At 54.7% G+C, this 24,801-nt stretch carries 21 protein-coding genes; 7 read left to right on the forward strand and 14 right to left on the reverse strand.

Translation table 11 applies throughout. The annotated features are described in order from the left end of the window. Positions 1-40 precede the first annotated feature (40 nt). A complete protein-coding gene (locus H6G07_RS07655) occupies positions 41-4,996 on the forward strand; it encodes a PAS domain S-box protein (RefSeq protein ID WP_073607942.1) in 4,956 nt (1,651 codons plus the stop codon). Positions 4,997-5,014: 18 nt separating this feature from the next. Here the strand turns inward: H6G07_RS07655 and H6G07_RS26855 are convergent, their stop codons facing one another. The 3 genes from H6G07_RS26855 to H6G07_RS07670 all read right to left on the reverse strand — a co-directional run bounded on the left by H6G07_RS26855 (position 5,015) and on the right by H6G07_RS07670 (position 7,299). Beyond that, on the reverse strand, positions 5,015-5,668 hold the full coding sequence (locus H6G07_RS26855) for a phosphatase PAP2 family protein (protein WP_073608003.1): 654 nt from the start codon (positions 5,666-5,668) through the stop codon (positions 5,015-5,017). Between the two features lie 157 nt (positions 5,669-5,825). Then, the gene (locus H6G07_RS07665) at positions 5,826-6,650 is read right to left on the reverse strand and encodes a DUF1206 domain-containing protein (protein WP_073607941.1); all 825 of its coding nucleotides are present in this window, start codon (positions 6,648-6,650) and stop codon (positions 5,826-5,828) included. Between the two features lie 490 nt (positions 6,651-7,140). Continuing rightward, complete coding sequence (locus tag H6G07_RS07670; RefSeq protein ID WP_073607940.1) at positions 7,141-7,299, reverse strand: YqaE/Pmp3 family membrane protein; 159 nt, start codon at positions 7,297-7,299, stop codon at positions 7,141-7,143. 461 nt (positions 7,300-7,760) lie between these two features. Between H6G07_RS07670 and H6G07_RS07675 the strand changes: the two genes are divergently transcribed. Further along, positions 7,761-8,780 (forward strand): AI-2E family transporter, encoded by a 1,020-nt coding sequence (locus H6G07_RS07675; protein WP_073607939.1) that lies wholly within the window; start codon positions 7,761-7,763, stop codon positions 8,778-8,780. A 270-nt stretch (positions 8,781-9,050) separates the two neighbouring features. Here H6G07_RS07675 and H6G07_RS07680 read toward each other — a convergent pair whose 3' ends face one another. Next, positions 9,051-9,221 (reverse strand): hypothetical protein, encoded by a 171-nt coding sequence (locus tag H6G07_RS07680; protein ID WP_171972983.1) that lies wholly within the window; start codon positions 9,219-9,221, stop codon positions 9,051-9,053. A 223-nt stretch (positions 9,222-9,444) separates the two neighbouring features. Here H6G07_RS07680 and H6G07_RS07685 point away from each other — a divergent pair, with 223 nt between their 5' ends. After that, on the forward strand, positions 9,445-9,645 hold the full coding sequence (locus H6G07_RS07685; protein WP_139296981.1) for a hypothetical protein: 201 nt from the start codon (positions 9,445-9,447) through the stop codon (positions 9,643-9,645). On the opposite strand, the gene H6G07_RS07690 is transcribed toward H6G07_RS07685, so the two are convergent. Next, the gene (locus H6G07_RS07690) at positions 9,632-10,210 is read right to left on the reverse strand and encodes a hypothetical protein (protein WP_073607938.1); all 579 of its coding nucleotides are present in this window, start codon (positions 10,208-10,210) and stop codon (positions 9,632-9,634) included. The genes H6G07_RS07685 and H6G07_RS07690 overlap by 14 nt on opposite strands. 244 nt (positions 10,211-10,454) lie before the next feature. Here H6G07_RS07690 and H6G07_RS07695 point away from each other — a divergent pair, with 244 nt between their 5' ends. Beyond that, the gene (locus H6G07_RS07695; RefSeq protein WP_199311976.1) at positions 10,455-10,835 is read left to right on the forward strand and encodes a DUF6876 family protein; all 381 of its coding nucleotides are present in this window, start codon (positions 10,455-10,457) and stop codon (positions 10,833-10,835) included. Between the two features lie 352 nt (positions 10,836-11,187). Next, positions 11,188-12,117, forward strand: a complete 930-nt coding sequence (locus H6G07_RS07700; protein WP_073607937.1) for a hypothetical protein — start codon at positions 11,188-11,190, stop codon at positions 12,115-12,117. 146 nt (positions 12,118-12,263) lie between these two features. On the opposite strand, the gene H6G07_RS07705 is transcribed toward H6G07_RS07700, so the two are convergent. The 7 genes from H6G07_RS07705 to H6G07_RS07735 form a co-directional block, all read right to left on the reverse strand. Continuing rightward, entirely contained in the window at positions 12,264-13,121 is an 858-nt protein-coding gene (locus tag H6G07_RS07705) for a hypothetical protein (protein WP_073607936.1), read from the reverse strand. A 537-nt stretch (positions 13,122-13,658) separates the two neighbouring features. Beyond that, positions 13,659-15,425, reverse strand: a complete 1,767-nt coding sequence (locus tag H6G07_RS07710; RefSeq protein WP_073607935.1) for a peptidoglycan D,D-transpeptidase FtsI family protein — start codon at positions 15,423-15,425, stop codon at positions 13,659-13,661. 70 nt (positions 15,426-15,495) lie between these two features. Continuing rightward, a complete protein-coding gene (locus H6G07_RS26045; RefSeq protein WP_199311977.1) occupies positions 15,496-15,975 on the reverse strand; it encodes a M23 family metallopeptidase in 480 nt (159 codons plus the stop codon). An 834-nt stretch (positions 15,976-16,809) separates the two neighbouring features. Beyond that, positions 16,810-17,922: a tetratricopeptide repeat protein gene (locus H6G07_RS07720; protein WP_139296979.1), complete on the reverse strand. Its 1,113-nt coding sequence runs from the start codon at positions 17,920-17,922 to the stop codon at positions 16,810-16,812. A gap of 15 nt (positions 17,923-17,937) precedes the next feature. After that, a complete protein-coding gene (locus H6G07_RS07725) occupies positions 17,938-18,861 on the reverse strand; it encodes a vitamin K epoxide reductase family protein (RefSeq protein WP_073607933.1) in 924 nt (307 codons plus the stop codon). A gap of 2 nt (positions 18,862-18,863) precedes the next feature. Further along, a complete protein-coding gene (locus H6G07_RS07730; protein WP_073607932.1) occupies positions 18,864-19,526 on the reverse strand; it encodes a hypothetical protein in 663 nt (220 codons plus the stop codon). 32 nt (positions 19,527-19,558) lie between these two features. Beyond that, the gene (locus H6G07_RS07735; protein ID WP_073607931.1) at positions 19,559-21,556 is read right to left on the reverse strand and encodes a heavy metal translocating P-type ATPase; all 1,998 of its coding nucleotides are present in this window, start codon (positions 21,554-21,556) and stop codon (positions 19,559-19,561) included. Positions 21,557-21,729: 173 nt separating this feature from the next. Here H6G07_RS07735 and H6G07_RS07740 point away from each other — a divergent pair, with 173 nt between their 5' ends. Then, positions 21,730-22,353, forward strand: coding sequence for a M23 family metallopeptidase (locus tag H6G07_RS07740; RefSeq protein ID WP_073607930.1), 624 nt, complete (start codon positions 21,730-21,732; stop codon positions 22,351-22,353). 78 nt (positions 22,354-22,431) lie between these two features. After that, positions 22,432-23,208, forward strand: a complete 777-nt coding sequence (locus H6G07_RS07745; RefSeq protein WP_242026670.1) for a CPBP family intramembrane glutamic endopeptidase — start codon at positions 22,432-22,434, stop codon at positions 23,206-23,208. 43 nt (positions 23,209-23,251) lie between these two features. Here the strand turns inward: H6G07_RS07745 and H6G07_RS07750 are convergent, their stop codons facing one another. After that, positions 23,252-23,647 (reverse strand): ArsR/SmtB family transcription factor, encoded by a 396-nt coding sequence (locus H6G07_RS07750; RefSeq protein WP_073607928.1) that lies wholly within the window; start codon positions 23,645-23,647, stop codon positions 23,252-23,254. Between the two features lie 83 nt (positions 23,648-23,730). Then, on the reverse strand, positions 23,731-24,504 hold the full coding sequence (locus H6G07_RS07755) for a tetratricopeptide repeat protein (RefSeq protein WP_199311978.1): 774 nt from the start codon (positions 24,502-24,504) through the stop codon (positions 23,731-23,733). Positions 24,505-24,801: the final 297 nt, after the last annotated feature.

Genomic DNA, 24,801 nt, shown 5'->3' on the forward strand with positions numbered 1-24,801 from the left:
TTTGAGTGCGGGCGGGTTTAAGTATTAGAGAGAACTGTAGATGGCTCAGTATCAGCAGGCGGCTGATCATTTGTTTGGGGGCGGGGGTGAGATGGGGGCGCTGATGCGTTCCTACGACTGGTCAAAAACGCCGTTTGGCCCGGTGGAGCAGTGGCCGCAGAGTCTGCGATCGACCCTGAGCATTTGCCTAAACTCCCGCTTTCCCATGGCGATTTATTGGGGGCCAGACTGCTGGTTGCTCTACAACGACGCCTGGCGACCCATCGTGGGAGATAAGCACCCCGGGTCACTCGGTCGCCCCGCCGATGAGGTCTGGCCCGAGATTTGGGACGATATCAGCCCCGATTTTGCCAGGGTGTTTGCCACGGGCGAGGGCGTCTTTCACAGCGACACGCTGCTGGTGATGCATCGATTTGGCTACGACGAAGAATGCTTTTTTGACTATACGTTCAACCCGATTCAGGGAGAGGGCGGCAAAATTGACGGCATTCTCAACGTGGTCAGTGAGACTACCTATCGGGTGTTAAACGATCGCCGCGCCCAATTGCTGCGCGAGCTGGCCTCTCGCACCGGCAGTGCCAAGACCGTTGACGATGCCTGTGTCCTGATGGCCGAAGCGCTCAAATCTAGCCCGGCAGACGTGCCGCTGGCGCTGCTGTATATCGTCAACGCCGACGGCAAAATAGCCTGCCTCAGCGGCAGTACCAAGTCTGCCCTAGGGCTGCCAACAATCCCCGACTGGGTTGACCTGACGGTTGAGGATGAGGATGACGTCGGGGGCTGGCCGATCGCCTCCGTGGCGCAGAGCGGCCAATCTCGCACCCTCACTGATCTGGTCAGCCGCTTTGGGCACCTGCCGGGCAGCCCCTGGCCCGAGCCACCCCAGGAGGCCATGGTCTTGCCCATTCTGGTGCCGGGGCAGGCCCAAGCCGTGGGGGTGTTGGTGGCGGTGGCCAACCCCCGTCGCCGGGTAGACGGGGTCTATCGCGATTTTTTTGAGCAGATGGCGGGGCAGATGGCGGCGGCGATCGCCAATGCCCGCTCCCACGAAGCCGATCGGCGGCGAGCCGACCAACTAGCCGAACTCGATCGCGCCAAGACGGTCTTTTTCTCAAACGTGAGCCATGAGTTTCGCACGCCGCTGACCCTGATGTTGGGGCCGGTGGAAGAGGCTCTGCAAGCCACCGACGATGCTGCCCAGCGCCAGCGATTGGAGCTGGTCTATCGCAACGCGCTGCGCCTGCAAAAGCTGGTCAACACCCTGCTCGATTTTTCTCGAATTGAGGCGGGGCGGATTGAAGCCAGCTATGAGCCCACCGACCTGGCCCTGCTGACGACGGATCTGGCGGCGGTCTTTCAGTCGGCAGTGGAGCAGGCCGGGCTGCGATTGAGCGTAGACTGCCCGCCTCAGGCGACCCCCGCCTACGTAGACCGCGACATGTGGGAAAAGATCGTACTGAACCTGCTTTCTAACGCCTTAAAGTTCACCTTTGAGGGCGAAATTGCGGTGGCCCTGCACGGCGATCCAGACCAGATTCAGCTAGAGGTACGAGACACCGGCACCGGCATTCCGCCCGAGGATCTGCCCCGTATCTTTGAGCGCTTTCACCGCGTACAGGGGGCCAGGGGCCGCACCCACGAGGGCTCAGGCATCGGTCTGTCGCTGGTGCAAGAACTGGTGGGCCTGCACGGCGGCACCATTGAAGTCACCAGCCAAGTCGACCAGGGCACCTGCTTTACCATCACCATTCCAACCGGGTCTGACCATTTGCCCAGCGAACACATCCATGGCCCCCGCACCCGCCTCTCTACCGCCACCGGAGCTACCCCCTACCTAGAAGAAGCCCTACGCTGGCACCCCACCGAGTCTGAAAATCCCTCCCCCGACTCCCCCACCCTCCCCAACTCCCCTACCCCCCGCATCCTCCTCGCCGACGACAACGCCGACATGCTCGACTACGTCAGGCGGCTGCTGAGCCCGCACTACACCGTCGAGGCGGTCAGGGATGGCCGAGCCGCGATCGCCGCCATTGGCCAGCAGCATCCCGACCTGGTGCTGAGCGACGTGATGATGCCTGAAATCGATGGCTTCGAGCTGCTGCGGCAGTTGCGCACCAACAGCCAGACCCAGGATTTGCCCATTATTTTGCTGTCGGCCCGCGCGGGGGAAGAGTCTCGCATTGAGGGCTTAGCCGCCGGGGCCGACGACTATTTAATCAAGCCCTTTTCGGCTCGGGAGCTGTTGGCCAAGGTTGAGGCGACCCTCAAGCTGGCGCAGCTCAGGCAAGAGACCAAAGCTAGCCTGCAACGGAGCGAGGAGCGATCGCGTCTGGCGGTGCGGGTGGCGCAGTTGGGCACCTGGCGCTACGACCTGCGCACCGAGCTAGTCGATTTAGACGATCGCATGCGGGAAATTTGGGGCGAGTCGGCAACGCCGCTGCCGATTCTCCAGGTCAGAAGACGGATTCATCCCGACGATCGCGATCGGGTGATTAGCGCCGTCAACGCCGCCCTAGAGTTGTCCTCGGCGGGCACCTACGAGATTGACTACCGCATTGTGTGGGACGACGGCACCGAGCGCTGGATTATGGTCAGCGGCCAGGTTCTCTTTGTGGGGGAGGGCGCATCACGGCAGGCGGTGGAGCTATTGGGCACCGCCATTGACATCACCGATCGCAAACGCATGGAAGCGAATCTGCGGGAGAGCGAAGAGCGCTTTCGCAGCATGGCCGACAACGCGCCGGTCATGATCTGGGTAACGGATGCGACTGGCTACTGCACCTACCTGAGCCAAAGCTGGTACGACGTTACTGGGCAAACCGCAGCAACCGGGCTGGGACGAGGGTGGCTAGAGGCTGTGCATCCAGACGACCAGGCGATCGCTGGTCAGACGTTTCTCGATGCCAATGAGCGCCAGACAGGGTTTCAGCTAGAGTATCGCCTACGGGCCAAGGACGGCACCTATCACTGGGCGATCGATGCGGCTAGCCCCTGGTTTGGAGCGGACGGCCAGTTTAAGGGCTACATTGGCTCGGTGCTCGATATCAGCGATCGCAAGCAGGTTGAAGAAAGCCTGCGGCAGCGCGAAACCGAGCTGCGGCTGGTGACCAACTCCGTGCCGGCCCTGATTGCCTTTGTCGATGCTGACCAGCGCTATCGCTTTAACAATCAAGGCTACGAAGACTGGTTTAATCAGTCGGCCAGCGACCTCTACGGCAAGCACATTCGCGAGGTCGTGGGGGATGTCGCCTACGAAAGCGTGCGCCCCTACATCGAGCAGGTGCTAGCGGGGCAGCAGGTCACCTTTGAGCGATCGATTCCCTTTAAAGATGGCAGCCTGCGCTACGTGAGCGCCACCTACGTGCCCCGCGTCAATGACCAGGGTGTCGTAGAAGGGTTTGTGGCGCTGATCAACGATCTCAGCGATCGCCGCCAGGCCGAAGAAGCCCTGATTCAAAGCGAAGCCCGCTATCGCTACCTGGTCGAGTCGATTCCGCAACTGGTGTGGACGGCCAACGCCGACGGTGTGCTGATCGACGCCAACCAGCGCTGGTGCGACTATACCGGACTCAGCCTAGAGCAGATCGAAACGGCGGGTTGGCAAGCCGTCGTCCACGCCGACGATATTCCTGTACTTGGCCAAAACTGGGCGATCGCCCAGCAGCAGGGCAGCAACTACCAGGCCGAGGGCCGCATGCGCCGCGCCGATGGCGTCTATCGCTGGCACCTGCACCAGGCGGTGCCGCTCAAGACGAAAAGGGGGCAAATTCTCAAGTGGTTTGGCACCGCCACCGATATCGAAGACCAAAAGCAGCTAGAACAGCAGCGCAGTCAGCTACTCCAGCAGGAGCAGGCCGCCCGTGCCGCCGCCGAAGCCGCCAGCCGCACCAAAGACGAGTTTCTAGCAGTGGTTTCCCACGAGCTGAGGTCGCCCCTCAACCCCATTCTCGGCTGGGCCACCCTGCTCCAAAACGGCACCCTAGACGAAACCAAGACCCAGCAGGCCCTGGCAGTAATTGAGCGCAACGCCAAGCTGCAAACCGAACTGATCGACGACCTGCTCGACGTGTCGCGCATGCTGCGGGGCAAGCTCCAGATCTCGGCCAGCCCGGTCAATTTGGCCACCACCATCCGGGCGGCCATTGAAACCGTGCGTCTAGCGGCAGACGCCAAATCCATTCGCATTGAGGCCCACTTGGAGACTGACGTGGGCCTGGTCTCAGGCGATGCCACCCGGCTCCAGCAGGTGGTGTGGAATCTGCTGTCTAACGCCGTCAAGTTTACCCCCGCCGCCGGGCAGATCGAGGTGCGTCTGGGGCGGGGCGACGCCAACCAGGCCCAAATTGTTGTTAAAGACAGCGGCAAGGGCATCGTGCCTGAGTTTTTACCGCTGATTTTTGACTACTTTCGCCAGGCCGACAGTGCTACAACCCGCCAGTTCGGCGGGCTGGGGCTAGGGTTGGCGATCGTGCGTCACCTAGTCGAGCTGCACGGCGGCACCATTCAGGCGTCCAGCCCTGGCGAAAACATGGGCGCGACGTTCACCGTCAGTCTACCGGCCCTGGCCCACCAGGCTCTGGCCCAGCCAGACGTTCCCTACCAGCAGCCCTCGCCAAACCTGCCGGGTACCCAAATTCTGGTGGTGGATGATGATGTCGATACACGCACCTTCATCACCTTTTTGCTAGAACAGGCCGGGGCCAACGTCGTCGCCGCCGCCTCGGCCCAGGAAGGCTTAGCCGCCCTCAAGCAGGCTCAACCCCAGGTTTTAGTCAGCGACATCGGCATGCCCGACATGGATGGCTACATGCTGATGCAGCAGATTAGAGCGTTGCCGGTCGAGCAGGGCGGCCAAGTGCCAGCGATCGCCCTGACCGCCTACGTCAGAGAGACTGACCAAGAGCAATCCCTTGCCGCCGGGTTTCAGCGACACATTTCTAAACCAGTAGAACCTGCGACCCTACTGCGGGCGATCGCCGAATTGCTCCAGCCCTAACTTCCTCCCGTCCTGCCGCTAAATCGCGTCTTCCACCCGTTTCAGAGCCACAATCACCGTCGTCAGCCACAGCACACCAATAATGGCCCCCCCGATCACATCGCTGGGCCAATGGGCCCCCAGTACCAGGCGTGAGCCAGCAATCATACCCATCCAAAACACCACGCCTAGAATGACCAGCAGCCTCTCAACCCAGCTGCGAGAGGCTTGGCACCACAGATAAGCCAGCAGCCCATAGACCGTAATCACCACCACCGCGTGCCCCGATGGAAACGAATGCAGACCCGGAGCCGCGATGCCACCGACCACCAAATCGGGCCGGTCTCGGTTCCAATAGCCCCAGCCAATCCACACCAGCGCAAATTGCAGCCCGTAGGCGGCCATCATAGTGGCGGCTAAGAGAGGACGCGATCGCGCCACCATCACCCCCACAAATACCCCCACTACAGGCACCGCACCGAGCAAATTACCCGGCGATTCCCAGGCGATCGCTCCCGAAAAACTCAGCGGCACAGCCTCAGCCAACACCGGCAGCAGCCGCACATCCCAATCCTGTAAGCCCTGGTCGACATGCCCCTTAGCCCAGACGGTGAGTGCTAGAGTAACCAACGCACACAGCCCCAGACCAATGGCTAGCGTACCTGCCCAGCGCCGCCATACTGATTGAGGCACTTTGCGGCAGTCCTGCCAAAACTGATACCAACCCTGTCTGAAAGTTTGAGCTGCTACCCAACGTGCCATGCCGTGTTTAACCACTCATCGCCACTACCAGAAGAGGTGTATGGTAGCACCTCCATTCGCCGGCCATGGATCTAGATGCAGCGAGTCGCTAAGGAGAAATGCGGCGATAGCGGGCCTGAACCTCAAGATGAATGCCGTAGGCAACCAGGCCAAGGGCAACAATCCCCATCAGCCAGGCTCCGTGGGGCTGTTGCTGAATGGCCTGTAGAGCGCTTTCAGTGGTGCCAGCCTGACTGGCATCGGCTGCCCGAGCCGCTTGAATAAAGAAATAGCCGATAATGACGGCGACAACTCCCTTGGCAGCATAGCCAAATCGGCCAATACGCATGATCCACTTCTCGGTGTTAGCGCTCACTTGAGACAGCTTAAGCTTGCGGCGAAACTCCGATGAGTAGGCTCGGTAGAACGAATAAAACCCGTAGGCCACACTGGCCACGCCAACGGCGGCTACCAACCACCGGCCAAAGGGTTGAGAAAGTAACGTAGCCGTCTGCTGTTCACTGCCATCTCCCCCACCACCCGACGAACGGCCAAAGACCAGCTTGAGCGCAGAAAAGGCCAAACCACTATAGATTAGTCCGCTAGCGGCGTAGCCGAGACGTCTGCCAATAGCCGCTGCCCCGCTGTCCTGGTGCTCAGGGTCTTTAATGGCCTGCACAAACTGCCAGAGAACGTATCCCAACAGCCCTAGGGCAACTAGAAACAGCATGAGCTTGCCAAAAGGTTGAGATGCGATCGCCTGAAAAGCGCCCTCGGTGCCCGTTATTCTCCCACCCCAGTCAAAGGCAGCCATAACAGCCAGCAATCCGACAATCATATAGACGATTCCCTTAGCCGCATAACCAAATCGCGCTAAGCGTTCAATCCACTTTTCAGGTTGTTGTCCTTGAGGAGTCAATTCTTGAATGTTCATTGGGACATTACCTATACGGTTTAGCTTTCTAGCTCTAAATCACATGGCCGAGGAAATATTTTTTTACAGTTTCACAAAGACTCTGCCTATCGCATCAAACACGCTCTGCTGAAGGTAATAGATTTATATCCCTTAAACCAGTCTGAACCATCCTTCCCACGTTAGAGTTCGCAGCAGTAAGTCCTCTACCTTTTGGCGTTACCAAAGTAGATTTACTCAGTAAATCCAACATTTTTTAATACAAAAAACAATAGTCCATCAGCTACAACCAAAGCCTAACGACTAACAGCCTTACGTTTGCTCAAAAATGATTACATTAAGCAATATCGCAGACAAGCCTTCCAAGCTCAAAGCAAATTCTGGCTTTTGCAGCATCCAGGTTACCAGAAGTGAGCAACCAAAAACATATTTAAGAAAATGGAGTCAAAAAAAGACCTTGCCTTCGTAAAAGCAAGGTTTGATCACAGCGCAAAAAGCCGTAGGGTATTGCTTACCGCTTCACAATAATCCAGACGGCATGGATGATGCCAGGAATGTAACCTAAAAGCGTAAGCAAAATATTAATCCAGAATTGGGTGCCAATCCCCTCCTGAAGAAAAACTCCAAGGGGCGGCAGAAAAATGGCCACTACAATCCTCAAGAGATCCATAAAACGTTCTTAGCCTAATCTTTTCTTTCTTCAATTAAAAGAGATGGGCGTGAGCTTGCCATCTGCCTTTGGTTAGTACATTTATCTATACAAAGACATAGTCAAGCCAAGATGGTTCTTATGGAAGATGACATTTTGACTCCAATGGTCGTAGATTTTAGGGAAGAAGGTCGGTTTTAGACCTGGCATTGGGGTTGCAACTGCTGTCAACCTAGACACATTGCTGTACACAAATTAGGGGCCTCGCAGACAAGGCACTTTTGTTTAATCTTGAATCTACTCACCCAAATTGAGTATTCGTTTGTGCAGCATAGCCAAAATCAGGTAAAAGTATCTCAAATTTGATATATCTTATTACCATAAATTCCCCTACATTTAAACATTGAGAATCGCAAGCCTTATAAGCATCTCAGATATTTTCAAATAATTCTCGTCATGTTTGTATTACAAGGAATCCTTAAGTGATTGTCAGCCAGTGGTTAAGCCTAGCACTTTTAGGGATTTGCCTTTATATATTTTGGCAAATCCGCAACGTATTGCTGCTGGCCCTGGCCGCGATCACCTTTGCCGTTGTGCTCAACCGCGCCGTCAGACTTCTGCAAAAACGAATTCCCGATCGCAGAATAGCCGTTTTTATTTTGACTAGCGCTGTTCTATTAACCATGGGAATATTTGGGATAATTATTGTCCCACCCTTTATTGATCAGCTACATGATTTGATGGGTTTTGCAGGCCAAGTTGTTGATCGATCGCAATCTTGGATTATCGCTTTAGGCAATGTTGTTCCAGGTTTTGCCATTGAAGACCTCCAAAGCCTTGAAGCTATTGTAGGTCAACTCCAAGCGTTAAACTTAGAAATCGTATTCGGTCGCTTTCTAGTATGGTTTTCTAACACTTTGGCTGTTGTGTTTAACCTGCTTTTGGTGTCCGTTATCATCATTATGGTGTTGCTGAATCCGATGGCTTACCGAAGACTCTTTCTAAGGGTCTTCCCGTCGTCTAGAAAGCAACAGGTGAGCCGTGTGCTAGACAGCTGCGAAGAGGCGATCGCAGACTGGTTCATCGGCGTCCTTTTCAACATGACAATCGTCGCCTTACTGAGTATGATTGGCCTTCTGATTTTGGACATTCCCCTAGCCTTTGCCAATGGGCTACTGGCCGGGCTGCTGGCATTTATCCCCAACCTTGGCCCCTTTATCAGCGTGATTCCGCCCGCTGCGATCGCCCTACTCGAAGCCCCCTGGAAGGCGATCGCAGTAGTCGTGCTCTACATCGTGATTCAGCAGATCGAAAGTAATATTTTGACTCCGCTGGTTATGAAGAAGCAGGTTTCTCTGCTGCCAGCCATAACGCTACTGTCTCAAGTTGTTTTTGCCGCATTCTTTGGCTTTTTAGGACTACTATTAGCCCTGCCTCTAACACTGATTATCCAACAATGGTTGGACGAATTTTGGGTAAGAGGTTTTCTAGACCAGCACTAGGATGGTCAAAGTATTTTTTAATAAAGCAACGCTTGCCGGGAAGCTACAAACATTGCTTTATTAAAACTAATGTATGGGCGATACTGGTTTCGAACCAGTGACCTCTTCCGTGTGAAGGGAGTGGACAGAGGCGCTGAAACCCTTATGTATCAGTCATTCCAAGCGTCGCCTCAAAGGCTTGATAGTCAACTGATAGTCAAAACCGGTCTTTACAATTCGCAATAGAATATTCTTGACCTGAAACACCGTGTCGATGGCTAGATTAGCAGGTCACTGATTACCCGGATCCTTATCTGCTTCAAGCTGCTCTAGCCGTTCTCGAATGAGAACGCGGAGCTTTGCTGCGAGGGGAAGTTCTGTCCAAGCCACATCATCGCGGCAGGTCTCGACTCGTTCTCGAATATCGCTGACATCAACAGAGATGCGATCGCGCTGACTCACAAAGCATCAACCCTAGTACGGCTCACACCCCATGGTATCCGTGGGCTACGACAAGAAAGCAGTTGATGCCTGTGGAATCATTTGGCATCCAATAGAAGCCAGTGTGCTATTATGGCCTACAAGGCGACCCGCCTTAACCACTGGCCCTGGGTGAGGAGAAATTAGGCCGGTTCCGGATCCTGTGTTCGTTTGTCATTCACACGTTTCCCCAGGAGGAATTCCTATGTCTGGTTCTCAGCAACTCTCAACACTTTTTGTTCCCTGCAACAGTGGCATGTGCCCAGCGCTCTACAGCGACGAGTATGGCCGGATGTTTGTGCAAGGGAATCGCCTCAGTGGTGCTGCCCGAGAAAGCCTTGCTCTCGCTGGTCACGAAGATGTGGTTGAACTCACCCCAGAGCTCATCGCATTTATCCGTGGCTAACGATTAAAAGTTCTTGATTACTGCTGAGTGGCTCTTCCGTACTTGGGGCAGCCACTTTTTCCTTGGCTACACTCTCATGCAGAAGTAGCTCATTTTCTACAAACTGGCGGAAGTCGTCTGAATGAACGTCACTTACCCGCGCCCAGTGCTGGCACACGGTTCGGTATCGAAAAAGCGATCGCGCATCTTGCTTGAATCCCTCAAAATAGATTTCGCTGATAATCGCATTCTTAAAATTGACGTAGCCGATAAGCACTTGGTTGATGAGGAACTCTGAGATCTTCTCAATCTCCCATGCTTTCGTATCGAGGCCATTCGCCCGAGTAAAGCTCTCTAAGAGTGGTGGATTGTTGAGGATGCCGAAGAAAAGCTCACGATGGGCACTTATGACATCTCCTTGGGCAACACTGTAGCTAGTGGCAAACTGGTGCCGTACTTGCTCTATCAACACTTTCAAAGTGGCCCGAGTTGTAAACCACAACAGGATGTTGGCCACTGTGGCAATGAACGTGATCGCGACCATCAGTAGGTCAGCAAAGATTCCTGGTTCGATACCGCTGCTCATAGCGCTCGTCCTAGTTGTTGAGCGTTCTGTGCCTTGAGGGTAGAGCAACGAAATGCGCCGTCAACAAAAAAACCTCTTGAGCATTGTTCTCGTGGGTTCTTATGCTTTTCCTCGAAACGAATAGCCATGGGTAGACGGTGCTTGTGCATGGGGCAGAAACCATGCAGGGCAAAGTGCCAACGGTTCTAACCAAAGGTTCTCCATGCCCTCTGTGGACGTTGTTATCTACGGAGGAAGTTTTCCCATGACCCAAGGCGAAAGTGAGAATCGACTGACTGAGAGCGATCTCTATCAGTTCACCGGAACATCCCAGTGGTATCCCCATCCGCTGGGGCTTTTGTATACGGATGGAGTGCTTTACCTAGCTGAGCGAGGCGGTGCCTTTTGGTTGCTGGATGCGATCGCATCATGGCAGTTCGACCCTCGAATCAGATTCGATCCAATGCTTCAAAGGATTCAGTTCTGGAAGCTAACGGTGAATTCCGACAGATCGGCAGTGCTGATCTGTGAGCGCGATTTAGACGATGTGGTCGTTACTCAGGAGATTCCGTTTACGGATTTTCCCCTCGGATCGGTCACCATTTACTGCCAGAGTGGAGTGCTCTTGCTGCCATCTGAACACTAGATGCCGCCTCCAGCTCAAGTAGGCCTCATGCAGGGATGTGGGCGAAAGGTTTTTGGACACTAGCCCTGCATGCTTTGTAACTTCGCATTTGGACTTGTCTAGTCTGGTAGAAGTGCGATCACGGCTCTAGAGAATGCCGCCGCCTGTCTAATGTAAGGGGGGAGCTCAGCCTACAATCGGTAAATCGGTACTTACCCCCAGGGGGCATGTCCCTGGCCATGTCGAGGGGCTCTCGCAAATAACCTTGCTAACCCCAATAGCAGCTTTCGCCTGTCCGCTGCCATGAAATGGTAGGTTACTGGTTATAGCACTATGTAATATAGCGGTGTAAATTCCCGGTTCAGGTGCAAAAGTGGACGAAGAAATTGATTTAATGAAGCTCGTCATTGAAGTAGATGATGAACTCATCCGAGAGGGAGTAGAACCCTTTCAACGTCCCCTAGCTGCATGCATAAGAATTGCACAACGCCTGCAACCCAGGAGTAGTTTCAGTCTTCAAAGCGATCCACTTTTCAACGCCGTTAATCACATGTATAGCGAGCTATACCGCTCATCCGATCTTCACATACCACCTTTACATGTAGGCGCATTCATGTTTCGGGATGTGTTCTTTCCCTTGCGAATTCCAGTTATTTATGGCTCACCTGCAATCAATCCAGTCGATTTTTTAGCTGACATACCTGAGACACAAAAACGATGGCTATTTACTGACAAACAATCCGGATTGGCTTTTTTTGATCAGGTTATTGATCTCATGGATTTTGTGTACGGACTCAATGACCTTGAAAAAACAGGGCAGCTACCAGATAAAACAGTGGAGTGGTGGTATTTGGCAAAACAACAGCTTGAGGCAGCAGCAGCAACAGTATTAGGTTCATTTAACAAGCATGCTGTAATCCAGAATTGCTGTATCTCGACGGAACTGCTGCTGAAAGGTGCTCTTATAGCTAAAGGAATTGATGAGAAGACGTTGGCAAGTAAAAAACACGGCTACGGACACAATTTAGAGAAATTAGTAGATAAAACCGCTGGACAGTTGCCCAATTTTGATACAGCAACTGTGTTGCTCGTAGTGAAACAGCTTCCAGACTACGTGAAAAGCCGCTATGTAGCCAACGACTTTTCACGGTTGGTTCTTGGAAGCTTCTTAATGAATACCCAATTTATTGGCGGTGAAATTCTACGTCATTTTTCTGATCGCAGCTTTCGTTCAAACTTTACAGCTGCGACAGACAATATTTGGAATTTAAGTCATAGAACATTTCCAAAACCAACAAAATGATGTGAGCCAACGAAAACACAACTGAAGATGGATGGCCTTGAACCATGTCTTCACTAGGCTATAAACGTAGACCAACGGTGCCTGTCATCCGCCGAAAAAGCCTTATACCTCATACTAATTAACCCTTAGCAGTTGGTGTATGGACGTCATGATGCACTGTTAAGCGGTGACGATGGGTCAAATCCATCTTCTATTGCTCGATCAAGTCCATCCAATAACTTCTTTGCTATTGCAAGTCCCCTAGCCCAGTCAGCATCCTGCTCTCCTGCGCGAAAATGTGCGGCATGAGCAGAACGATTACGAAGCTCACGAAAAAATTGAAATTCATGTGCTGTTTCATGGGGGATGTATCCTTTTATCGCAAGATTGTCTATGAGATGTGGAATTTTGCGGGATAAGCTCATTAAGTTCCTACGATCAATTTCGTCGCCGGTTGTTGCCGTCAACCTCAACAATCGTTCTTCGACTAGGTTGTATGCCTGTAAAACAGCCGACTCAGGGGAAATTTGAAATAACGGATCGAGTGCATATTCGTTCTCCTCAATTTGTTGAGCGAGTCCGACAAATGCGAGTTCATCTTGCGACAAGTGCGATTTCAGCACATCTGATAAATCAACACCATATTCGGCAACGAGTACCCTTTTAAAGAAAGAAATTATGCATTCTAGATAGTAGAAGACGCTCTCTGCATCGGGAAATCCGAACCTATGCTGAATTGTATTTCGATCGTCGATAAGCAATTCAATTATTGGACGTTCCGGCACTACAACATTATGATCGGCAAGTTTGTCAAATACTTCCCAGATGCCAAGTGTTTGAGGCTGTTTTGGTTTATAAATACTTTCGCCTTTATCAATCAATAAGTCTTTCAAAATCAGCTCTACTGAATTAGCTAAATGCAGAATAACGAATTTGAATTTTCGAGGCTTGTTAGCACGATAAAGCTCGACCGCGTGAGCGATCAATTCCATTGAACTGACGAAGAGGGGAGACTTATCACTCATAATCAATTAAGTAGGGGTATAACTGTTATTAGAGAGAAAATTTTTGTCTAATGTTCCTATAGGGGTGACTAGGTAGAATGAATCAGTATAACCAGCCCTTCAACTCCAGCCGTGAGTGCACCAATCATCTTCAACCTTCCTTTAACCTAGGCTCCTTGCGGTTCAACGGTGCGATCGCACTCACGCCAACTGCGGCGATTTCTCTCACCCCTACACAACTAACACCGCCGCACCACCCCGCTACTTATCCACAATCACCTGAATCGCCTGGAATGTTATAAATTTGGGCTGGTGAATTATGCGATCGCCCTTAATTTACTGACCTGAACAGCAGCCCTAGCTCACTTCCATGCTGATTGAGCAAGTCATCCTGTACCGCCCTTGAGCAAGTAAACGCCCCGCTATTTGTTGCCTGGCCTTCGCACCGTCAGCTTGCTCTCATCTGAGGGGTAGCCATCCAACGCCAGGGAGTAGCCTCCGTTCAGAAACCTCTAGGAAAATAAATGTACCAGCATGGCTGAGGCACTGACCTCGTCATCACTGCATTTCGCGAGGGCGACTCGGAGATACTCCCTGGAGCACTAACAGCGACTCCATCACCCGTTTAACCAAAGGAGCTGCTACCGTCGAACCGTAGGCGTTCTCGCCAGTGGGCTCATCAATGATCGCTAACACTACATAGCGGGGGGCTTCTACAGGCGCAATGCCTACAAAGCTAGTGATGCGGGCAGAACTATAACCGGTTGAGTTGTTAACTTTTTGGGCTGTGCCCGTTTTGCCAGCAACCCGGTATCCCTCAATTTGGGCAGGTTTACCGGTTCCCTCAGCGACCACTGCTTCCATCATGGCAAGCACCTGTTGGGTGGTTTGTGGGGAGAAGACGGCTTTCGGATCGGCATGTTCGGTCTGCCACAGATAGGTACCATCATCTGCCACCATACCCTCGACAATGTGAGGAGTTACGAGGTTGCCACCATTGGCTAAGGTGGCCAGCAGTTGCAGCATTTTTACCGGTGTCAGCGCAAACCCTTGACCAAATGAAGTAGTAGCCGTTTCAACCTGACTGTTGATGAATTTGTCTCGGGGTTTCATTTGCCCAGAGGCTTCCGACGGCAAGTCAATCTCCGTAGGCTCCCCTAGAGTCAGGCGTTCTAGCCAGCTGAAGTAGTCGGAGGCAGCCATCTTTTGCATGATCTGCACCATGCCCACATTGCTGGAATATTTGAGGATATCGGTAATTGAAATGGGGCCTCGGGCACCGACCTCGTTGTAGTCGCTGTTTTTAATCAACCACTTACCAAACTGTATACGTCCGCTGTCGTTGACTACGTCATCAGGGGAAATCACTTGATCTTCTAGAGCAATCGCAACATTGATCGGCTTAAAGGTCGAGCCAGGTTCGTAGGTGTCGCTCACTGGCCAAGTGCGAAAGGCGCTGATGTCAGCTTCGTAATAGCGATTGGGGTCATAGGTGGGCACGCTGGCCAGAGTTAAGATTTCTCCAGTAGGGGCGTCCATAACCATTACGGTGCCTCGATGGGCACCATAGGCCTGAACCACCGCCTCTAGTTCTTGCTGGGCAATTCGCTGCAAGCGGCTGTCAAGAGTCAGGCGTAGACTTACTTTTGCGGATGAACCACGCGCTAACGATGACGGCACCGCGGGCTCGACAGATGGGGGCGCGGCGATCGCAAGTTGTTCGGCGTAGGCCATCTCTAACCCGGCCTGGGGTTTTCCATCGAGATTGATGAACCCTACGATCGGGGCAAAGAGTTCTTGCTGGGGGTAAAACCGCTGTTGCTGAGGCATCAACTCTAGGCCATCGATGCGTAAGGATCGAATGCGATCGCCCATCGCCTCTGGCAGTTCACCAGGAAACCGAATACCGGTGGGTTGCTGGTTAAGTAAAGTCAGAAGTTCATTCTGGGGCATGGCCACCACAGGAGACAATGCCTCGGTCACCTCGGCGACAGACTGCTTAAACAGTTTGGGATGCATGTAAAGGGCATAAGTAACCCGGTCGGTAGCCAGCACGCCACCGAAACGATCGACGATTGGGTAACGAGCTTGGCGAACCAGCGTCGGCAGCGTTCGCTGCTGTTTAGCTAGAGCGCTCAAGGTCTCCCCTTGCAGCAGTTGTAAGTAGACCAGCCGACCGCCAATCGCGATTAAGGCTAGCACCAACAGCAGCCAGACGACAACGACACGCCTCCACGCCACCACCTGCATTTTGACGGCCAACAGTTGACGTTGCTGAGCTAGTCTCTGGTTGCGCCGAGCAGAGGCACGAGTAGGGGTAACCATTGCTGCAAAGGGGGAAAGGGTTTTTGGGACATGACAGATGCTGTAGCCAGCAAGCCAGGGCACTTGCTAGCTAGCTGGCGTTTGGCTGAGCCGGGCGGAAAGGATAGTCGGCAGGAGCCGCCACTGCGCCACTGGCTTCACCAGCGGTACCCGTTCCCAATGCCTGCAAGGGGTTGTTGATAACATTGAGCAGGTCAGCAATGCCGCCATCTAAAATATCTTTGGCATCTGCTGCTATCCAGCCCTGACTAGTTAGCTGGCGGATTTCAAAGTGCAGATTTGGGCCAGTCGCCGTGCCGGTGCTGCCCACCAGACCAATAACCTCCCCCTGCTCAACCCATTCCCCAGCCTGCACGGCCAGCTTGGACAAATGAGCATAGCGAGACTCCAAATTCCCATCATCGTGGCGCAGAATTACTGTTAAGCCATAGCCGCCAAGGTGATCAGCCACCGCAACCTTACCTGAGCGGGTTGCTAAAACCGGGGTGCCAGCAGGAGACCCCAAGTCGGTGCCAGAGTGAAACCGCCAGTTTTGATGGACGGGATGCATCCGCCAGCCGAACAGCGAGGTAATCGGGGCTGGAAGAGACAGGGGGAAAACATATTCCTCATTGCCGCGACGAAGGATGTTTAAGGGGCGCAGCTTTTCATTTAACTGAGCTCGGCTAATGATGGTAGTGTCCCCTAAGCTGACACCGCGCGAGCTGATAGTAATAGGCCCCACTTGAATACCATCGCCACTATCCGTAGGTGGGCTGGTAGAGTTGGGGGCGGTTGATTGACAGGAAGCCTGGGGAGGGGTTTGCGATCCTGCTACGGTGATTTGACAGCCCGTTGCTCGTTCTGCAAACACGAGATTAGGAGAAGCCCCACCACCTCCTGGAGTCGCTGTCGCTCCAAGGCTGTAGTCGGTTGGGTCGATAAAGACGCTGTTGTACCCAGCCGGAACAGGGGCACGGGGAGGCAGATGCCTAGGTACAGCCTGTTCGGAGATTGGAGCAGGTGCGCTAACACTCGCACCGGGCAACACGTCTACCGAACCCCGTATTGAAGCAGGGGCTGGAGATTGGGGTACGCTTTCGACTTCGGGCGGACTGGCTGTTGCCGGAAGCAACGTCTCTGCTGAAATGGGGAGTGATGAGTCTATGTCGGTCGTGGCCAGGGCCGGTACAACCGCTAACCCGCTGCTGCTTAACCCACCCACAAGCAGGAAGACACGCCCTAGTCCTACTAGCCGCCTAGAGTAGTAGCTGTACCCCAAGAACGGGTTAAATTCTCTTCTACTACTATCAGTCGCCATGGTTGTTCAACGTTCCGTAGTTCAGCAATGTCGGTATCGGCAGAGTTTGTGGAAAGTGCAGTCTGTCTGTTTAGCTTGGGCAGGCTATGACGATTGGAGGTTTTGCAGCAGCTCATCAACAATCTGGGCGTCTTCACTGTTTTCTTGCTCCAGGAGTAACGTCTTTGCCCGTTGCAGCGCCTCGATCGCCTCTGCTCGGCGGCCCCGTGCCTCTAGCGCAACGCCTAGATGGTAGTAACCAGGGGCATGGTCGGGGGCTAGTTCGAGCACCTCGCGATGGGCGACGATGGTCATTAGTACCTCTTGCTGCTCGAAGTAGAGATCGGCGATCGCATCGTGGGCAATCACCGAGTCGGGCTGAAGCCGGGCCGCCTGCTGATAGCTTTCTAAGGCGGCGTCTAGATTGCCCTGTTGCCAAAGCAGGTAGCCAATCTGCATGCGAATATCGGCGTTGCGGGGCTCTTCTGCCGCTGCCGCTCTAAACGCGGTTAGCGCCGAGGCCATATCCCCTGCTTTGAGGTGGGCAATGCCCAGGTTCAGCTGAATTTGGCTGGCTTGGGGGGACAGGGCAGCGGCCCGTTCTAAGGCGGCAATTGCCGCATCGGTATTGCCCTGCTGGAGCAAAATCAGGCCGATAGATTCGGCGGCTTGTAGGTTGTTGGGGTCTTGCTGCAAAAGCTTGGTGTAGATCGCCAGGGCCTCTTCAAAGGCTGCGGTTTGAAACAGCGCCGCGCCTAGCCCCAGTTGAGCTGCCTGGTTATCGGGCTGCAATCGCAGGATTTGCCGGTAGGCATTGCCCGCCGCTTCATACTCCCCCAAGTTGCTATGAGCATGGGCCAGGCCAAAGTAAACAGCCAGATTGTTAGGCTCTAGCCCAATGGCAGTTTGAAAGGCGGCGATCGCGGCTTGAAAATTGGCCTGGCGAGCCTGGAGATAACCAATAGCCGAGAAGATTTTGGCGTTGTCTTCAGCTAGGCCAGCCGCGTGCTGATAGCGAGCGAGCGCCTCAGCCAGATCACCGGCTTCGACTAGCTCTGCCCCCGACTCTAGCAAGTCGACCAATTCATCGCGTTGGGCCTGCTCGCTCAACGCCTCCTCCTGGCCGGGGCTGTGGGCACCCGCCGGAAAGGCCACTGTCAGCAGCAGCCCTCCCATTGCCATACCCGCCAGGCCCAATAGTTTACCTGTACCTCTCAAGAGATTCTCCTCGCGCTAAATTGAATTTTGAAATGTGGTGGGGCCGGTATAGCCTGAGAGCTGGGCAAGTTCCTCCAACGTTCGCGTCCCCGACAGACGTTCACTGTTAATTTCCCAAGTCGGATAGCCGGTAATGCCAGCTTCCTGGCACTCGGGGGTTTGCTCTTGCCCCTCGGGGGTGGCGCACTCTACGTAGGGTATAACCTGGCTGGCTTCCTGACCAAAAAGCTGCTTTTGCTCTTGGCAGTGGGGGCACCACCAGGCTCCGTAGAAAATAGCACCAGTGTCGGCCAGGTGCTGAGCCAAGGCCATTTCAGCCGGGCCAGATTGGGTGGTGATGGCAGGCCCCAGCTGATCGCCCGAGCCGCCCTCAGCGACTGGGTTGTTGACATTGGCGTAGACGCCGAGGGTGCCCACCACCACCAGAAATGCTGTGATGCTGCCAATAAAGAAGGGTTGAGATAGCTCAGACCAATTTTGGCCGACGAGGGCAAGCAGAAACAGGCTGGTGGAGAGGAGCGCTGAGCCGATGCAATAGAGACAGGCCGCCTGAATTTCTGCGCTGAGCAGATACATCAGGTAGGCGCTAAAGACCATCATGGCGGTACCGCCGATGAGCAGCAGGGGTTGGGTCAATCGGGTGAGTTTGTCTCTGAGGTCTTTTTGCTCAGCCCCATTGACCAGCAGCGGGGCGATCGCCATCACCGCCATGCCCACGTAGGCCAGAAACCCAAACAGCGCCAGCGGCTGGCCAAACACTGTGGCATAGGGGCTAGAGAGCACGATATCACAGCCCTTAGTAGGGCAGGCCGTGGCGCTACCCGTGAGCTTGTTGATCGTTAAGTAGGCGGTGACGACAGCGCCAACCGCCGCTAACCCCGCCATCAAAGGTCGGGCATAGCGATGAATCCAGGGAGTTGATTGTTGTTTACGCGGCATGACTACATATCAATAAAAAACGTCAAAAAACCCAAAACCACGAGGACTAGGCCTGTTGAGGCATGGCCACTGAGATTCCAGGCAGGGATTGCAGCAGAAAACGATTTTGCCCGTTGCCAGCTCCAATTCACGACCAACACCATGCCCAGCACTGTAACAATGGGGTACACCCCCGAGACCAGGGCAATGCCTCGCCATCCGAGCGCCCCTGCGGAAAGGTAGAAGGCACCAATTTCCAGGCACGGCGAGAAAAACATAGCGCTGGCAATGGCCACGATCGCTGTTACCTTACTGCGGCCAGAGGGGCTAACTGTGGCCGCAACAGGGTGAGATTCGTCCGGAGAGCAGCATGGGACGCAGCGTTGACGCAGCGGTTTACTCAGGTAAACCAAGCCCAACCCAATCAGCACCGCCGGAGCGACCAGGTGCGTCACGATCTCGTAGTAGTCGGCAAACTGGTAGCCCAATAGCCCTACAGCTACCCCAATCAAGAGAGTGCTAACGGTGTGAGCCGATCCGGTCAGGGCTGTAATCCATAGGGTTTCTTGCCGTGACCACCCTTCGGCCTTGCCCAATGCTACGAACGGTAGCCAGTGGCTGGGAATTAGCGGATGAATCAGGCTCAGGGCCAAGGTGCCCAGCACGATTTGAAGGGAGGCAGACATGACTAGAGATGGGTCTCGGTCAGAACATGAACTTATTGAGGGTTCCGAATGATTCGACCCGCATTTAAGATGGCGAGCAGCGCCACGCCTACATCGGCAAATACGGCTTCCCAAAGCGTCGCGATGCCCAACGTGCCTAGCACAATAAAAACAGCCTTTGCCACCATGGCAAAACTGATGTTCTGCCAGACAACCCGCCGAGTTTTGTGGGCGATTTGAATTGCTTCAGCTACCTTTGAGGGCGCATCGGTCATAATCACCACGTCAGCGGTTTCGATCGCCGCATCCGACCCCAGCCCACCCATGGCGATGCCCACATCGGCCCGAGCAATGACCGGGGCATCGTTAATGCCGTCGCCGACAAAAGCGACTTTACCTTTGATTTGCTTGGCTTGATGTAGAAACCCCTCTAATGCCTCTACTTTGTCTTCGGGCAGCAGCTCGGCTCGATACTGATCGAGGCCCAGTTTTTTGGCGATGCTGTCGGCCACCGATTGACTATCGCCCGTTAGCATCGCTGTCTGAATACCCTGGGCATGCAGCGCCCTGATAGCTTCACCAGCATCCTCTTTCAGCTCATCGGCAATGACGATGCGGCCACTGTATTCGCCATCCACGGCCAGGTGGGCCACGGTGCCGTCTACCACACAGACATCGTGGGGAATGGCTTCGCGGTGCAGGAGCCGATCATTTCCCGCCAAGACAGCACGACCGTTCACCGTGGCGCGAATGCCGTGACCGGCAATTTCTTCGTAGTCTTGCACGCTGGAGGTATCGATGGTCTGCCCGTAGGCTTGACGAATCGACTGCGCCACCGGATGGTTGGACTGCGACTCAACCTGGGCGGCTAACTCCAGCAGTTGGTGCTTCTTCAGGCCGTTGTGAGTCACCACATCCGTCACGCGAAAGTTGCCTTGGGTGAGGGTGCCGGTTTTGTCGAACACAACCGTTTTCACCTGGGCCAGGGTGTCTAAATAGGTTGAACCTTTGACCAAAATGCCGCGTTTGGCGGCACCACCCACCCCGCCAAAGTAGCCGAGGGGAATGCTAATCACTAACCCACAGGGGCAGGAGATTACCAGCAGCACCAGGGCGCGATAGGTCCACTGGGCTTGGGTTGCCCCCTCAATGAACAAGGGCGGCAAAATCGCCACCGCCAGGGACAGAAACACCACCACCGGGGTGTAATACCGCGCAAAGCGGGTAATGAATTTTTCGGTATCAGCTTTTTTGCTGCTGGCGTTTTCGACCAGTTCCAAAATTCTGGCGATCGAGGACTCGCCAAAAAGTTTGGTCACCCGTACCGTGAGCAGCCCAGACTGGTTGATCATCCCGGCCAGCACGACTTCGCCAGGGGCAACAGTGCGGGGCACCGATTCACCCGTTAAGGCGGAGGTATCGACCAGGGATTTGCCCTCCAGAATGTCACCATCTAGGGGCACTTTTTCGCCGGGGCGCACCACAATCACATCCCCAACCCGCACGGTCTCGGGGGCAACCGCGCGAATGTCGCCGTCGACGCTAAGGTTAGCGGTGTCGGGCCGTATCTCTAGCAGGGCTTTGATCGAGCGGCGCGATCGCCCCACCGAGTAGCCCTGAAATAGTTCTCCCACCTGAAAGAACAGCATTACCGCCACGGCTTCAGGAATTTCGTGGATGGCGATCGCACCCAGAGTTGCGATCGTCATCAGAAAGTTTTCGTCAAAGATGCGCCCCCGCAAAATGTTGCGCCCCGCCGTGGTCAACACGCTCCAGCCGCTGATTAGATAAGCCGGAATCAGCACCGCATATTCGGCGATGGCATAGGGGGTGTTGTGCAGCCGCTCATTGAAAATTAGCCCGGTGAGGAAGAGAACGGCAGCGACGGCGATCGGCGTTAGCTCTTGCCGCAGGTTGAAGTCTGCCGAGTCATGACTATGGCCATGATCAGACCCACAGCAGTCATCATGGTCGCTCACCTGAGCTTCAGAAAGCGGTTTAGTCGGCGGCTCATGACCATCGCAACAAGCATGAGAATGAGAATCTGCCATAGGAGTACCTGGCGAGGACTACTTACTGAACATCTGAGGCATCATTCAGATGATACACGATAGAACCTCCCATGCTTAATTCTTTTGCAGCAGTCGAAGGAGCTGAGGCAGCGACTCATCTTGATGCATAATTGGGCGGTGAATAGGCCGCTAGCTGCACCTGTGCAGAGGAGATGTGTCGCGTGACAGTATTGAGCAAACTGAGGCATCTCTGCCGTCGTACGAGGTTTTTACGGATAGCATTTTGCCTAGGGCTGGGGCTCTTTCTCACCCTGCACTGGCCTGGTTCATCGGCTCCTACCCTCGCTCAAGATACGGTTGCGTTTTGGCGGCAGGCGTCCTTCCCAGTCGAAAATTTTCAGGCTTACACCTCCGCATTTGGCTATAGAACCTCTCCCACTGGCGGCGGGGGATCTCAGTTTCACTACGGGCTAGACCTGGCCGCGCCGCAGGGCAGCTTTGTGCGCAACTGGTGGAGCGGCCAAGTGATCGAGGTGTCAGACCAGACCACCTGTGGCACCTCTGCCGTCATTCGGTCGGGCCAGTGGGAGCACCGTTACTGTCACATGAGCGGTCGGGTCGAAGTCTCAAACGGCAAGCGCTATTTGATTGATCCAGATGGCGGCATTCGCTATGAGCAGGGGCAAGACTTGCCCACTGGGACACGATTGGGCCGTGTCGGCATGACGGGGCGCACGACTGGCCCTCACCTCCACTGGATGCTGAAATACGACGGCAACTGGGTTGACCCTGGGTTGGTGCTAAGGGCTATGTATGACGCTCAGCGTGCGGGTTAAACTGGCACCTTTGACATGATTCAACTGCATAAGCTGGTTCGTTATCCTGCCCCAGTAAGGATTTTTTGCTTTCTGCTATTGCTTGCGCTGGTTTGGGTGCCCATCGCCCTACCTCTTTACGCGTGGCTAGGCACCGATGGCTCCCTCAGCGTTATTCCCTTAGTTTTGCTCTACGTCTTGTTTATCGTTTGGCTAGTGCCGTGGGGTCGCCGCGTGCATGGGCAAGCTCAACCGCTGCGCACTCACGGGCTGGGGGCATCGGCTCGCCACGGGCGAGAGCTAGCAATTGGGGTAGTTGTGGGTCTGGTGAGCTTGGCGCTGCTGTTTACCTTGGAAGGCGGGTTGGGTTGGCTCACCTGGCAACCAGCACCACCAACAAACCTAGGGCAAATTGTCCTGGAGGGGTTGCTTGTGGGCCTGGGTGTTGGCCTGGCCGAGGAACTGCTCTTTCGTGGCTGGCTGCTGGATGAACTGCGCTACGACTGGGGCTTTACCCCGGCACTGTGGGCCAGCAGCACGATCTACGGGGCGCTGCACTTTATCAAACCCTGGGAGGCCATTGTAAAAGAGCTGCCTAGCTTTCCAGGCCTGCTGCTGCTGGGGCTGACCCTGGGCTGGGCACGCCAGCGTACTGCCGGACGCCTGGGGTTGGCCATTGGGCTGCATGGGGGGCTGGTGGCGGGCTATTACCTGATCGATGTGGGCGATTTGGCAATCTACACCGAGCGAGTGCCGGAATGGGTGACGGGTCTGAACCAAAACCCGCTAGCCGGAGCCATGGGAGTCCTGTTTTTGTCCCTCATTGTCATAGGTCTACGGTACTACTGGCCTAAGTCGCTTGATAAGGGCACATAGTTACTCATGAAAAAATCTGGTTGCTGAACCGCAAGGGATTACGTTACTCGTCCAGGTGTTCGGCCACTTCCCGGTAGAGGGACATGATGTGGTCGTCAGCGAGGCCATAGTAGACGTTGCGGCCTTGGCGACGGTAGGTGACTAGACGCTGCGAGCGCAGCACCCGCAGCTGATGGGACACCGCCGATTCACCCATTTTCACCGCAGCAGCCAGATCACACACACAAAGTTCTTGCTGAGCCAGGGCCGACAGTAACTTGAGCCGATGGGGATCGGAAAGTGCGCTGAAAAACTCTGCCATCCGCTGAGCCTTTGCAGTGCTCAGCACCTCAGGTTGCACCTGGCGCACATTGTCTAAATGCACGAGCGATGCGTCACAGCTGGGAGCGTCGTCAGTCGCTTCAATGGGGGAAGTCTCTGTAGAACGAGAATTAGCCATCGATTGGGTTCCCTGGCTTTTTCTCTATGATACTGAGAATCGTTACCACTGAAAACCTGTTCAGAGGATTGAGGACGTTGGCCTTATGGGGCTTGCTCGCTTCCCTCCTGCTGCACCTGCTGCATGAAGTACAGGGTTTGCTGATAGCCTTGGCTATCGCCCTGGGCCTGAAACAGAGCCGCCGCCTGGCGCAAATCGGCCAGGGCGGCTTGAGAATCGCCGAGCTGGTGCTGCAAAATACCGCGATTACCATAAGCTTCAGCTAGCTCAGGATTGAGGCGGAGTGCGGTATTGAAGTCTGAGAGGGCAGCTTCAGGATTGCCCATTTCGGTGTAAATTTTGCCTCGGTTGTAGTGGGCATCGGCGTTGTCTGGAGCCAGGGCAATTACGGAGTCTAGATCGCTCAAGGCCTGGGGTAAGTTGCCGGTGGCGGCCAGGACAAGGCCGCGATCCAAATAGGGCTGGACAACATCAGGGGCGAGCTCAATGGCCTGGGTCAGATCGGCTATCGCCGCCTCGGCATTGGTCATGTGAGCGTGAGCCTCTCCCCGGTTGTACAAGGTTTCTGAATGGTCGGGGCGAAGCTGAAGCGCTCTGGAAAAGTCAGCGATGGCGAGCTGATAATCGCCCAGGTCGTGGTAGGCAATGCCGCGATGGAAATAGGCCTCAGCACTGGTGGCATCGGCTTGAATGGCCTGGCTGTAAGTTGCGATCGCTGCCTCTAGCTCCCCCTGCTCCGCTTGCTGTCGGCCCTGATTCAGAAGGCTGTTTGCGGCCGCCGCCGCCTGTTGTTCTACCGCGCGGGCAGGCTGCATCCCCGCTGCCATACTCCCAAGAGGGGCAATAACGACAGCCATTCCTAGCGCTATCGCTACCATTCTTTGCATTGGCATGGCTTCTCTCCTAACCGCACGACTTAAGCAATGGGTGGTCTTCACCGTGAGCCTGTACCGTAAGGCTCAGGCACAATTCCAAACCAGCGCCTTGTGACGCTTTACAAGCTGACTGAGCTACCCCCAGCAATCTCCAAGGCCGTGGCGTTTCTCTGACGCGGGCCTCAAACGCTTAGAGCCCATTCCTCTCCACTCCAGTGTAGCGACCGTTCTGGGGATTAGATTTTCTCTGAAACAAGATGAAAAGGGCGATCTCGATGC

It is taken from the genome of Phormidium tenue FACHB-1052, from assembly GCF_014696675.1.
In the GTDB taxonomy this organism is placed as follows: domain Bacteria; phylum Cyanobacteriota; class Cyanobacteriia; order Phormidesmidales; family Phormidesmidaceae; genus Nodosilinea; species Nodosilinea tenuis_A.

Excerpts from the sequence above, each read along its gene's own strand:
- H6G07_RS07655 (WP_073607942.1), top strand. The coding sequence starts at position 41 with ATGGCTCAGTATCAGCAGGCGGCTGATCATTTGTTTGGGGGCGGGGGT.
- H6G07_RS07665 (WP_073607941.1), bottom strand. The coding sequence starts at position 6,650 with ATGAACATTCAAGAATTGACTCCTCAAGGACAACAACCTGAAAAGTGG.
- H6G07_RS07670 (WP_073607940.1), bottom strand. The coding sequence starts at position 7,299 with ATGGATCTCTTGAGGATTGTAGTGGCCATTTTTCTGCCGCCCCTTGGA.
- H6G07_RS07685 (WP_139296981.1), top strand. The coding sequence starts at position 9,445 with ATGTCTGGTTCTCAGCAACTCTCAACACTTTTTGTTCCCTGCAACAGT.
- H6G07_RS07690 (WP_073607938.1), bottom strand. The coding sequence starts at position 10,210 with ATGAGCAGCGGTATCGAACCAGGAATCTTTGCTGACCTACTGATGGTC.
- H6G07_RS07695 (WP_199311976.1), top strand. The coding sequence starts at position 10,455 with ATGACCCAAGGCGAAAGTGAGAATCGACTGACTGAGAGCGATCTCTAT.
- H6G07_RS07705 (WP_073607936.1), bottom strand. The coding sequence starts at position 13,121 with ATGAGTGATAAGTCTCCCCTCTTCGTCAGTTCAATGGAATTGATCGCT.
- H6G07_RS07710 (WP_073607935.1), bottom strand. The coding sequence starts at position 15,425 with ATGGTTACCCCTACTCGTGCCTCTGCTCGGCGCAACCAGAGACTAGCT.
- H6G07_RS26045 (WP_199311977.1), bottom strand. The coding sequence starts at position 15,975 with ATGCATCCCGTCCATCAAAACTGGCGGTTTCACTCTGGCACCGACTTG.
- H6G07_RS07725 (WP_073607933.1), bottom strand. The coding sequence starts at position 18,861 with ATGCCGCGTAAACAACAATCAACTCCCTGGATTCATCGCTATGCCCGA.
- H6G07_RS07730 (WP_073607932.1), bottom strand. The coding sequence starts at position 19,526 with ATGTCTGCCTCCCTTCAAATCGTGCTGGGCACCTTGGCCCTGAGCCTG.
- H6G07_RS07735 (WP_073607931.1), bottom strand. The coding sequence starts at position 21,556 with ATGGCAGATTCTCATTCTCATGCTTGTTGCGATGGTCATGAGCCGCCG.
- H6G07_RS07740 (WP_073607930.1), top strand. The coding sequence starts at position 21,730 with ATGTGTCGCGTGACAGTATTGAGCAAACTGAGGCATCTCTGCCGTCGT.
- H6G07_RS07750 (WP_073607928.1), bottom strand. The coding sequence starts at position 23,647 with ATGGCTAATTCTCGTTCTACAGAGACTTCCCCCATTGAAGCGACTGAC.
- H6G07_RS07755 (WP_199311978.1), bottom strand. The coding sequence starts at position 24,504 with ATGGCTGTCGTTATTGCCCCTCTTGGGAGTATGGCAGCGGGGATGCAG.